At 40.2% G+C, this 12202-nt stretch carries 8 protein-coding genes and 1 tRNA gene; 8 read left to right on the top strand and 1 reads right to left on the bottom strand.

What is annotated here, in order from left to right:
• Nucleotides 1-341: 341 nt before the first annotated feature.
• The 8 genes from AC3XNE_RS00260 to AC3XNE_RS00225 all read left to right on the top strand — a co-directional run bounded on the left by AC3XNE_RS00260 (nt 342) and on the right by AC3XNE_RS00225 (nt 9041).
• Nucleotides 342-1007 carry a matrixin family metalloprotease gene (locus AC3XNE_RS00260; RefSeq protein ID WP_489832251.1) on the top strand — a complete coding sequence of 222 codons (666 nt, stop codon included), beginning with the start codon at nt 342-344 and terminating at the stop codon, nt 1005-1007.
• A 575-nt stretch (nt 1008-1582) separates the two neighbouring features.
• Nucleotides 1583-2620: a Gfo/Idh/MocA family protein gene (locus AC3XNE_RS00255; RefSeq protein WP_489832250.1), complete on the top strand. Its 1038-nt coding sequence runs from the start codon at nt 1583-1585 to the stop codon at nt 2618-2620.
• A complete protein-coding gene (locus AC3XNE_RS00250; protein WP_489832249.1) occupies nt 2610-3887 on the top strand; it encodes a DEAD/DEAH box helicase in 1278 nt (425 codons plus the stop codon). The genes AC3XNE_RS00255 and AC3XNE_RS00250 overlap by 11 nt, the downstream gene beginning before the upstream one ends.
• A gap of 134 nt (nt 3888-4021) precedes the next feature.
• On the top strand, nt 4022-4438 hold the full coding sequence (locus AC3XNE_RS00245) for a DUF3284 domain-containing protein (protein WP_489832248.1): 417 nt from the start codon (nt 4022-4024) through the stop codon (nt 4436-4438).
• A 66-nt stretch (nt 4439-4504) separates the two neighbouring features.
• Nucleotides 4505-4578 (top strand) — tRNA-Arg (locus AC3XNE_RS00240).
• 269 nt (nt 4579-4847) lie between these two features.
• Nucleotides 4848-5990 carry a non-hydrolyzing UDP-N-acetylglucosamine 2-epimerase gene (wecB, locus tag AC3XNE_RS00235; protein WP_489832247.1) on the top strand — a complete coding sequence of 381 codons (1143 nt, stop codon included), beginning with the start codon at nt 4848-4850 and terminating at the stop codon, nt 5988-5990.
• A gap of 292 nt (nt 5991-6282) precedes the next feature.
• Nucleotides 6283-7917, top strand: coding sequence for a peptide ABC transporter substrate-binding protein (locus tag AC3XNE_RS00230; protein WP_489832246.1), 1635 nt, complete (start codon nt 6283-6285; stop codon nt 7915-7917).
• 44 nt (nt 7918-7961) lie between these two features.
• Nucleotides 7962-9041, top strand: coding sequence for a M42 family metallopeptidase (locus AC3XNE_RS00225; RefSeq protein WP_489832245.1), 1080 nt, complete (start codon nt 7962-7964; stop codon nt 9039-9041).
• Between the two features lie 90 nt (nt 9042-9131).
• Here the strand turns inward: AC3XNE_RS00225 and AC3XNE_RS00220 are convergent, their stop codons facing one another.
• The gene (locus tag AC3XNE_RS00220) at nt 9132-12017 is read right to left on the bottom strand and encodes a YfhO family protein (RefSeq protein ID WP_489832244.1); all 2886 of its coding nucleotides are present in this window, start codon (nt 12015-12017) and stop codon (nt 9132-9134) included.
• Nucleotides 12018-12202 lie beyond the last annotated feature (185 nt).

Genomic DNA, 12202 nt, shown 5'->3' with positions numbered 1-12202 from the left:
CGTTTTAGTAGTTGAGCTACTTGAAGCAGAAAGCTCCGGCTATCCCAGTGTAGTCACACAGTGTCAAAACCACGTTATATGATTAGACTATGATAGTGCTTACTTTCTCTTGTTTTATTTTGCTCTGTGATTTAGTCGGGTTACTTGTGGCAGAAGGTTCCGCCTAGCTAATTTCTTTACCACATTGCCAAAACGCAATATGGCGGAGAGATCTGCTAGTGCGCGTTTTCTGTGCGAGTTTCTCTGCTGTGTGTTTATAGTCGAGCTACAACAAGCAAGAAGTTCCGTCTATCGAGCTTCTTCTCGCTTGTCTCCGCTCTGTATTTTTAGGAGGAATTATTATGAAATGGCTTCGTCGAGTCATCTCAGCTGTTGTGGTAGTGTTGACATTCAACATATTTTTGACGCCAAATTTGGGTGATAAGTTGGCTGATCAAACACATAATTTTGGGTCGATAGTTGAACAGAAGGTAACGAAGAACTTTTCCGATACTGCAGTTCAAAAAGAAGACCGAAAAACTGACCAAGATGGCATTGAAAATATTGTAGTAGATCGGAAGTTATCTAACAAATATTACTATCATTTTGCCGATAATGTTCCTGCCAATTTTCAAAGAACCTTTAAACGTGCACTCAACGTGTACGACCAAACGGGGATCGTTAAGTTGATCCCTGGTAGAGGCAGTGGAAAAGATAATGAATTAACCTTGGGTGTTTATCAAAAGGAACAACAAAATTATAGTCAAGCCGGTCTCAGAGAGTTGGGTGTTGGTGGACCGCGAATCTATCCGACAATGGGTATAGAAGGTTCAGATATGAATAGTGGTCAGGCTAAGCTTAATAGTAAGTACCCGCCACATCTATCTGTAGCCATACATGAGATCGGTCATGCACTAGGATTAGATCACCGTAATGATCACAATTCTATTATGTTCCCTATTGATCAAGGACGAACTTCATTGTCAAATGAGGATCTACAAGCGCTGGAAAAAATTTATAACAGTTAATGGAAAAGCAACTAGAAGATCCTGCCATAATACTTTTTGGTGGGCTTTTTTAGTTCGCCTTCAGTTAAAAACCCTAACAGAAAAATGTTATGTTGTTATACGTCAGGTGTGGTTTCTGGTAGAATAGAAGCAGGCGAGAATTGAGATTAAATAGAGGGTTGAGTTTTTCTCGTTGTTTTATTAGTCGGCTACCTGTGGCAGAAGGTTGCGCTTAGCTAACTTCTTCACCACATTGTCAAAAACACAATATGGCTCAGAGATCTGCTAGTGCTCGCCTTCTAAGCGGCCACACTTCGCCCTGTGATTTATAGTCGAACTGCGAAACTCAGACAACTCCGCTTATCCAGCTTAGGCCTCTCAGTGCCAAAATCGCACAATAAGGCCTAAGTCCGATAATGCTCATTGTCTCTCGAGTTTCTTTGCCCTGTGATTTATGGTCGAGCTACGCAAGCCAAGCTTCTCCGCTTATCCAAGTCAGGCACTACAACGCTGAGCAACGCGCTATAGTACCTGACTCCGATAATGCTCGAGGCTTAAGCGGCTTGCTGCGCTCTGTTTTTAGAGGAGGTTATTTCATGTTAAATCTTGGTATCATAGGCACTAATTGGATTACTGAACAATTTGTTAACGCTGCGCATGAAACAAAAAAGTGGCAGTTGACTTCCGTTTACTCACGAACTCTTGACAAAGCTCATCAGTTTGGTGACAAATTCGCTAGTACTTCTGAATTTTTTGATGATCTTGATGATTTCTTTGAAAAAGGGAGCTTTGATACTGTTTATATTGCCTCACCAAATAGCTTGCATTATGAACAATGTAAACAAGCAATTTTGGCGGGTAAAGATATTGTTGTGGAAAAACCTGCTTGTTCTAACCCATACGAAATGAAGCAGTTGATCAAGCTCTTGCGTGAGCATCCGGAAACGTTTTTGTTCGAAGCTGCACGTCATATTCATGAACCTAATTTTAAGGCAGTTAGTCAGGCAGTCGAATCCTTGAATGTAGTCCAGGGTGCTACTTTGACTTATGCCAAGTATTCGTCACGTTATGACGCTGTGTTAGCAGGTAAAGAACCTAATATTTTTTCACCTGACTTTTCCGGCGGCTGTGTTCAGGATTTAGGAGTTTACTTGGTCTATGATGCAATCGTGTGGTTTGGAATGCCAAGTTCTGTCTATTACCATGCAACGATGCTGCCAACAGGTGTTGATGGTAAAGGTGTTGCGATCTTACACTACCCTGGATTTGATGTGACACTTAATTTGGCTAAGAATGTCAATTCATATCTGCCAGGTGAAATTTATGGTTTAAAGGAAACGATCCGGATGGATCACTCAGGTGATTTGAACAAAGTGAGCTTAGATGATGGAAATGGACATCAAAAAGCACTGTCTGTTGATCAAAAAGATAATCCGATGGTTGCTGAAGCTAACGAATTCGCTGATGTACTAAACGATAAGAAATCAAATGATGCTAAACAATTAGAAGAAGACTGGCTCGCTTATGCTGTGCAGGTCAATAAAGTATTGTACCAGTTGCGGCAAAGTGCCAATATTAAATTCAAGGCTGATAGTATAGCCGAAGAAGTAGAAGAGGAAAATAATGAATCCTAAGTTTGTTGAAGAATTTGAAAAAGAGAAGTTTGCAGCTTTAAGCCCGATCCAAGAGGCTGTTTATGAACCATTGTCTGCTGGTGAAAATGTGATCGGCTATGCTCCGACCGGTTCTGGTAAGACGTTAGCTTACGCGATGCCTTTGCTTGAAACACTGTTGCCCAAAGACGGCACTCAATTGTTAGTGCTTGTGCCATCACAGGAATTAGCTGTGCAAGTCAATAATGTTATGGGGAGTTTTGCTTCTCTATTAGGGATGAAGTCGATCGCTGTGATCGGTGGCGCGAATGTTAAACGACAATACGAAAAGCTAAAAAAGCATCCAGAAGTGGTAGTTGGTACTCCTGGGAGGATCTCGGATGTGATCGACGAACGTAAGTTAAAGATGCATAAGCTGACTACTTGCGTGATCGATGAAGCTGACCAGATGTTATCTGATGAAACCTCTTTAGATTTGTGTCGTGAGATCATAAGCCATGCACATGCTGACATTCAATTATCATTCTTTTCTGCAACTGATTCCGCTAATTTGTCTGATGTACACCACTGGTTTGGGATAGAGCCTAAGGTGATCGATGTGCGGCAAGACGATAATACTCAAGGATATGTGATCCATTATTTGATTGAAAGCCCCGTACGTAAACGAGTTGAGATGTTACGCAAACTTGCGAATTTGGATGATTTTGCCGGCTTGGTCTTTTTTGATTCAACTACTCAGGTTAAAGATGTTGCTGAAAAATTGACCTTTCAGCACGTCGCTGTGGAGGAGCTAAGCTCAAGTCAAAGTTCCCAAAAACGTAAGCAAGCCTTGAATGATCTCCGCAAACGAAAAATCAGGCTGTTATTAACTACAGATGTCGCTGCGCGCGGTTTAGATATTGTTGAGCTGCCAGCTGTAGTTAACTTTGATATCCCACGTGATTTAACGACCTACATTCATCGTAGCGGTCGGACAGGACGAATGGGTGTTGCGGGTACTGTGATCAACTTGGGTAATGAACATGATCTGAGACAATTCAAACAGCTTGTTGGTCAAGAAGGGTATGACCTGCAAACGGGATACATTTACCAAAATCAATTGGTTACAGATCTTGAAGCCGCCCGGGCAGAAAATAAGCAGCAAAGCAAGCCGAAAAAAAAGAAAAAAAAGACTAAGGCTGATAGCCAACAGAATCGTGTGGAAGAAAAGAAACAAAATGTTAAACATAAAAAAAATCGGAAACGCGATCGAAAAAATAAAGGAAAGCCTAAAGCAAAAAAACGGTAGATCGAGTAAAAACAAGCTATTTGCTGAGAAAACTATCATTGTCAAACGTCAAACGGTGTAAACTTCTTTCAATCGCAGCATTAATGGCTTATGATAGTGAGGTAGACAAATGCTGATCAAACGAGGTGGTCTTAATGAAGACTTCAATTAAACTAAATGTTTCGGCCCAGTATATCTTTGAGCGCTTAGTAGATTCACGTATCTACGATATTTTTGAAGCTACCGGTCGTTGGATGACTGGTGACGAAGATTTAACGGGTTTTGTGTACCCTTCAACAAGTAACACTGGTGAACCTTGCAAAGTTAAGATCACGAAGTTAAAACCTGTTGTGAGCTATCATTATCAGATAGAAACAAAAGATGAAATAACTTCTAAAGCTTATGATTTGAAAAAGTTGGCTAAAGACCAGGTCGAAGTCACTTATACTCAAAAAATAAAAGCTAAAAACCTCTTAGTTGGACTAAAAAACAAGGTAAATAGTGTTTTGTTTGGTCGTTTGCTTGCTAGTAATTTTAGAAAAGTTTTAAAACAGTTGGAGATCGGCTATTAAAAATAAGTGATACTATTGACTTTATGACTTTTTAACCGCTATACTAATAGAGGCTGGTTGTTGCATGCGCTTGTAGCTCAGCAGGATAGAGCAACCGCCTCCTAAGCGGTAGGTCATCGGTTCAATTCCGATCAAGCGCATAGAAAAATGAACGGCATGACTGCAGGGAGCAGGCATGCTTTTTTTTTAAGAAAATAACGATAGTAGTACATACCTAGTTAGATTTGCCAAGTAGCCCCGACAAGCGAAAATGCGGGAGTCAGTCGGCCAAAGTAACACCGGCAAACGGAAATGCAGAAGCAAGTTAGTCAAAGTAACACCGGCAATAGTTCAAATTTGGCGCTCTTCATCTAGCACACATTTGAAAGATAAATTATGAATGAGAAAATACGGCAATGGAGTGGAGAAAATGGATAAGCTCAAAATCATGACGGTGTTTGGTACACGGCCTGAGGCAATAAAAATGGCACCACTGATCAAGGCGATGCAGCAGTGTTTTACTGAGTTTGAAACAGTGACAGTTGTAACGGCTCAGCACCGTGAGATGTTAGACCAAGTCTTGGAGATTTTTCAAATCAAACCCGATTATGATCTAAATATCATGCATCAAGGCCAGACATTAAACGAGATCACGACTGATGTGTTGCAAAAGCTAGACCGGGTCATTATCGAGGCTGATCCGGACATTATTTTAGTTCATGGCGACACCACGACGACTTTTGCTGCCAGTATGGCCGCTTTTTACCGCCAAAAAACTCTGGGCCACGTTGAAGCAGGGCTGCGAACTTGGGATAAATATTCACCGTATCCTGAAGAAATGAACCGACAAATGACAGATGTTTTAAGTGATCTCTATTTTGCACCAACAACACAAAGTAAGCAAAACCTGTTGCAAGAAAATCATCCGGAAGAACAGATCTTTGTGACTGGCAATACTGCGATCGATGCTTTAAACGAGACCGTGCAAAATGACTACCATCATTCGGCTTTAGATGAAGTAACTGCCGGGAACCGCATGATCTTAGTTACCATGCATCGACGGGAAAATCAAGGTGAGCCAATGCGCCAGGTCTTTACTGCCATGAAGGAAGTTTTAGATGAACGACCGGATGTTGAGCTTGTTTATCCGGTTCACTTGAGTCCAATGGTACGGAAAATTGCCCACGAAGTTTTCGACGGTGTTAAACGTGTTCATTTGATCGAGCCGCAAGATGTGATCGATTTTCATAACTTGTCAGCGCGTAGTTTTTTTATTATGACAGATTCAGGTGGTGTACAAGAAGAAGCACCATCTTTAGGCAAACCTGTACTGGTCTTGCGTGATACGACCGAACGGCCAGAAGGGGTCGCTGCCGGGACGCTTAAATTAGTCGGTACTGACCATGACCAAGTCAAAAAAGAAATGTTGAACTTGCTCGATAACAAAGATAACTATCAAGAAATGGCAGAGGCTGACAATCCATATGGCGATGGTCACGCCGCTGATAGGATCTTGTCTGCTATCAAATACCACTTTGGAAAGCGAGAACAGCGCCCTCAAGATTTTAATTAAAAGATTTATCCAAACGTTGGACTACTAACAGCCCGACGTTTTTTTGTGTTTTTTACTGTATAAAATGATAAAAGGTGACTGTATAAAATAAGTTTTTAATATTATTTTCCTTTGCAATTCGTATTATTTAAAATTTATCTGAATAAATACCATTGATAAAACATGTTCATTCAGATATACTCGACTAAATGAAACTTTTATAATCTTTTTTTAATTATTATTAAAAGATGGTAAAAATCATGATAGATAGCTGATTATCGAGTTTTGGATAAATAGAAAGGAGGCATTCATAATGAAAACGCAGTATTTAGGTCTAAAAGCATTTTTAGCAACAACAGTTTTTATTGGCGGTGTGTGGCTGACTAGTGAGCAAGTTCAAGCTAAGAGCACTCAACAAATCAGCTTATATTCTAATACGGAGATCTCATCTTTGGATCCATCACGTGCTACCGAAACTAATGCTTTCACGCAATTGGATAATGTGGGTGAAGGTCTATATACTTATGACAAAAATGGTCAGCCAAAAAAGGCTTTGGCTAAGAAAGTTAAGATTTCTAAGGACAAACGCACTTATTTGATCAATATACGAAAAAATACTAAGTGGAGTAACGGTGCGACTGTGACAGCGAAAGACTTTGTTTATTCTTGGCGACGGGCAGTTGATCCTAAAACTGCCAGTGAATATGCTTATCTTTTCGACAACATAAAAAACGCCAAAGCAATTGAAAAAGGCAAGCAGTCACCTAACTCTCTAGGTGTTAAGGCCACTGGCAAGTATCAACTGCGCGTTAGGCTTACAAAACCGCAGGAATATTTTAAGATGATACTTGCTCGTGAGACACTTTACCCATTGAACCAGAAATTTGTTGAAAAGCAAGGTAAAGAATATGGAACGTCATCTAAAAAGACTTTGTATAATGGTCCATTTGTTAGTTCAGGTTGGAAAGGGACTAATTTACGTTGGAAGTTAAAAAAGAATCCTCATTATTGGGATAAGAAACACGTTAAACTTTCCCGCATCAACTATTCGGTTATCAAGGAACCTTCGACGGCGTATAACCTATACCAAACAAAGAAGCTGGACCAAATCACTTTAATTGGAGAACAGGCGCAACAATTAGCCGATCACAAGGACCTAGTGAAACGTCCGTTAGCAGCAACGTCTTATTTACAGTATAATTTGAAAAACAAATCCGGTTTAGAGAATAAAAAGATCAGACAGGCAATTTCTCTTTCGATCAATAGAAAACAGATATCTAAACGGATATTAAAGAATGGAGCTAAACCAGCTCAGAATTTCGTTCCGCGAAAAGTAGCTGCTGATTCAAAAACGAACAAAGATTTTTATGCAGAAACAAAAGTCAAAAACACGGCTGAACATCAGCCAAAAATAGCAAAAAAGTTGTTTAAGCAAGGGCTAAAAGAACTAAATAAAAAACAGCTTAAGTTGAAGTTGATCACAGCTGATACAGATACTTCCAAACAAGTGGCGGATTTCTTACAAAGTCAATTAGAAACAAATCTTCCTCACCTGCAGATCTCACTACGTAAAGTACCGCAAAATAGTCGGATCTCCTCAGTAAACAAAGGTGATTTTGATATGTCCTTCCAGGGCTGGTCAGCTGATTTTGCGGATCCTTATACTTTCTTGCAGATCTTCCCTACCGACAGTGCTCAGAATCACACTGGCTGGTCAAACAAAGAATATGATCAGGCAATTGATGATTCTTTGAACAGAAATGCTGGTAATAAACAAAAACGCTGGGCAGACCTGGTCAAAGCCAATAAGATCTTGATGAAAGATCAAGGAGTAACGCCAGTCTACCAAAATAATAATGAAGACTTGGTAAACCCTAAACTAAAGGGGGTCAGTTATAATAGGATCAATGGGCACTATAGTTTTAAGAAGGCCTATTTGCAAAAATAGCTGGTGGATGCTGAATATGTGTTATATAAGGGAGAGATCAATTCGTGCAAGAACAAGAGCAGATCAAACTGATCCAGGATTTTTCTAATTTAAATGGAGCTCCAGGGTTTGAAACAGAAGTAGCTCATTATTTTGAAAAAAGAACGACCGCATACGGTAAAGTTAGCCGTGATGGGATTTTCAATAGTTATGTTGACCGTTTTGAAAATAAAGGACACAGGCCAATAGTTCAACTTGATGCACACGCGGATTCGGTCGGTTTTATTACTCAGGCGATCCGGCCAAATGGTTTAATAAAATTTGTAACTTTAGGGGGCTGGGCACCAACTAATGTACCGGCAACTAAAGTGAGAGTGCGCAATAAAGATGGTCAATATATTAAAGGTGTCGTTGCAAGTAAGCCGCCGCATTTCATGACTGCTGAAGAAAAGAAAAAAGTGCCACAGATCGCGGAAATGTCGATCGATGTTGGTTCGACTAGTCGTGAAGAAACGTTAAATGATTTTAAGATCGCTACAGGTTGTCCTATCTTTCCAGATGTGGATTGTGAATATTACCCGCAAACCAGGTTGTTTTTCGGAAAAGATTTTGATAATCGAGTAGGCTCTGCAGCTTTAGTAAATGTTTTAGATCAGTTACATGGCCAAGATTTAGCAGTTGATGTTGCAACGGCTCTTTCGACTCAAGAAGAAGTAGGGACTAGGGGTGCAAAAGTTACAGCCAACAAGATCTCTCCCGACTTAGCGATCGTTTTTGAAGGTTGTCCGTGTGATGATACTTTTGAACCTGATTGGTTGATCCAGACGGGATTGAAGAAAGGGCCAATGTTACGTGATATGGACACTTCCTTTATCGCTAACCCGTTGTTTGAAGAATATGCCGACCAAATCGCGCTCAAAAACGAGATCCCACATACTCGTTCAGTTCGGACAGGCGGCGGTGTGAATGGAGCTGCTATTGAATATTGGAATGGGGCCCCAACGATCGTAGTGGGTATTCCTGTGCGGTATGAGCATACAGCCTATAATTGGACTTCACTCGATGATTACCAACATGCCGTTCAGCTAGCGGTAGAAATTTTGCGGGATCTGGACCCTCAAAAGATCGCCTCTTTTAATGGCTAAGACTAAATCTGTTAAAAATTGAGCCGTAACTGGCTGATAGATAGCAAAAGGATGCAGCAAAAATCTGAAGCTGCATCCTTTTTAATTTATTTATTTTGTATTATGGCGCCGATAGTAGACTAGTGAAATAATTCCGCTGATCAGTGTTATTAAGCTCCCAGCTAAGGAAAGCCTCGTACCCAATTTAGCTCCGGGCAACTCGTAGGTAAATGTGATCTGGTGATGTCCGCGAGGTAACTTGACACCAAGAAAAGCTGTATTAGTACGCAAGACTTGCCGCTTTTTACCATCGACTTTGACCCGCCAGCCGTCTGAATACGGGACTGATGACGTTAAGATACCACTACGGTGAGTCGTGATCTGACCGGAAATTTTGTCCTGCGACATTTTCACATCTTGCAACTTATTTCGCTTGATCTGAGCGACTTGTTTTTGATAGTTATTATTTTTGTCCAGTGGGATCGCTACGACTTTTAAATCAAAACTATAATTCCCTAATTTTGAAGGAGTCAGAGTTAATGATTCCGGCAAAGAATTATTGAAATGACCAACATTTATTGTCCCACCAGTGACGTTCTTGTAAAACGACAATGCATCTTGCTTTGGCTGCTCGATCGTTTCCGTGCCTAAAGAAGAGTCTACGTTTAACTTGAAGCTGGTGTCTGGTGAGCCTTGCAAGACATGGTAACGCAAATATTTGTAATAATTATACCGGTTATTTTGGGAAAGTAAGCCAGCCATTCCTTGCGAACTTTGGTGTAGTTGCTCGATCTTGATCTGTTCTTTCAAAGAATAAGGATGATATTCAATGTTCGTAAATTCCAAATGAAGCTCTGAATCCGGATAGTAATCATCCTCTTCCTTATTCTCAGGTCGTGGCAAGATGATTTGGTATGTTTCATCTTTGTCCATTTTTTCCAGATGGTGGCTGTTGATCTCGTTGCCACGACTGGAGATCAAACGATAAGGAACTTCTACAGTTTCATTCTTGATCGTCGCTTTCTTCAATCCTTTAGCAGCTTTTTCGCTAACTTTGACTCCGCTTGCTAAGGCTCGCTCCTTTTGGCTGGCAGTATAATTGCGTTGTTGCTTTTTGGTAAAGACTTGGTCTTGCCAGTAAAACAGTGGAAAGGCATTGTTTGACCTATAACGCCGAGTTTGCTGGTCTTTGTCACTGTCATTGTTTGGGTCAGTTATCATCTGCGAAGTTTTATCCAGATAGTAACCAGCTGGGATCTTTTTGTAGTTATCCTGGTTGAGCCAGTTGAAAATATAACGGACGCCCAAAAAATTATTCAATATCGTTCGGTCGTCCATTTGGCGCAAGGGGACATTGGCATCATACTGGATGTTTTTCATGTCTTGTGAAAATTGGCCGATGTATTTGTTTTGGACAGAATAATAAGATGTTAAAGACGTCGTGTTTTTCGGCAAACTATTGTACAAATGATAACCTCCGCCAAGATCAAAATTATCACTCGTAGTGGAAGTTCTGTAGCCCTTTTGGTCAATAGGAGATAAGTTTTTATCTAAGCCGGAATAGAAGTTATCTTTTAAATTATGATATGCATCAATTGGTAACATTTCATTTGAATACCCGCCATTATAAGGAGCTGCATAGTAGATAGAATTCAGCGAGACATTTGTCAGGACTACCAGCATTAAGAAACGGTAAGGGTGTTGCGGTTTTTGGGAGTGTACGAACATCAGGGCGGCTAAGCTGATAAACAAGAAAACAAAAGGTACGAATAATTTTTCGTCACTTTCAAAATAGTAAGTAATTCCGATGACGACAGCATAAATCAATAGAGTATATGAAAAATATTTAAATAACCGGTCAGATAAGGCCACTGATTTTTGAACGAGTATGCAAGATGCCAGGGCGATCGGCAAACATAATAACAGTGTCCACCGGTTAGATGGTCCCATTCCGCCGTTAAAGAGCGCACCAAAAACCGGGAATAGTAACATTATAAAACTTAAAATAAAAGTAGTCGCCAAGAGTGGATATTTTTTGTAATGGACCAAAACAAAAACGACCGCGAAAAAAGCGATGCTGGCAAATCCCAGTGCCGACCAGAAATAAAAGTCACGGTTATCACCATTGATGAACTGTGAGGGTAAGGCCAAGTAATAGTAGAGCGGATAGATTTTTAAACCATTGGCAAAAGTTGCACCTGCACGAGTTGAATTCATGACTGCAAAAATTTCCGGTAACAGCATAAATGACGATACCAAGAGGCTGGTGATCGTAGCAAAAGCTAATTTACCTAGAGCCTTCAGGTAATTTAAGTCATGCAAATAGTAGATAACTACTCGTAAGAGCAAGTAGATGACCGCGCCTAAACCGAGCACAAATGCGAAATAATAATTACTGATCAGCATCCAAATGAAAGTCCCTGTTAACATCCAGGGTGATTTTTCTTGCAAGATTTTTTCGATCCCTAAAATTAGGAACGGAAAAATAATAAAAGGAGTGGTAAAAAAAGGCTGTGCCTCAGCAGAATACAACAAAAAAGCGTTGAATAAGTAAACCAAAGCACCAGTGTTGATCACACTTTTAGTGAATTTAAAATGTGAGGCCAAAAAAACAAAGGAGAGCCCCGCACAATATAACCGCAAGACGATCAACCACTGATACACCACTACGACCTTAGTGGCAGGAAACAACAGGGTCAAATAAGCAAAAATGTCACCGATCAGATAATATGAATAGACCGAAAAATTATCTCCTCCGAGGCCCATTTGATAAGACCATTGGGGCAGTGAGGTGATTTTGCCGCTAAGTAGGTTTCCTAACCCTTGCCTGAAATTTTCCAGTAAAGGCAAATGTTGGTTTGCACCGTCCAGTCGCCAGATCAGTGAATGTCCAGTCAATAGGTATGTACCGAACATGCAAATAGAAACGAGCAAAAAGATGATCGTGTAATCGCGGTATAAGTGTTTTATTTGATGATGTTTGGCTGAAAAATGCAACAAAAAAACCTCCAATTCATTCTTTAATATTGTAACCTAAAAAGAGGCTGAGCAATATTGAATTGGAGTTTTTTAATTGTTTTTTCTAATTTAGAAATGTGTTTCTGGTCAAAAAGCCGCTTATTGATTGCCGTTTTTAAAAATCAAGGATTTACTGAAGAAGTAGTTTATCAAAACAACAACTA

Source organism: Ligilactobacillus sp. JN-6 (Y).1, assembly GCF_058111525.1.
Note: the sequence above shows the minus strand (reverse complement) of the source record. Positions and strands in the feature narration are given on the sequence as shown.

Coding starts and splice junctions, on each gene's coding strand:
- wecB (WP_489832247.1), top strand. CDS start 4,848: ATGGATAAGCTCAAAATCATGACGGTGTTTGGTACACGGCCTGAGGCA.
- AC3XNE_RS00250 (WP_489832249.1), top strand. CDS start 2,610: ATGAATCCTAAGTTTGTTGAAGAATTTGAAAAAGAGAAGTTTGCAGCT.
- AC3XNE_RS00230 (WP_489832246.1), top strand. CDS start 6,283: ATGAAAACGCAGTATTTAGGTCTAAAAGCATTTTTAGCAACAACAGTT.
- AC3XNE_RS00255 (WP_489832250.1), top strand. CDS start 1,583: ATGTTAAATCTTGGTATCATAGGCACTAATTGGATTACTGAACAATTT.
- AC3XNE_RS00245 (WP_489832248.1), top strand. CDS start 4,022: ATGAAGACTTCAATTAAACTAAATGTTTCGGCCCAGTATATCTTTGAG.
- AC3XNE_RS00260 (WP_489832251.1), top strand. CDS start 342: ATGAAATGGCTTCGTCGAGTCATCTCAGCTGTTGTGGTAGTGTTGACA.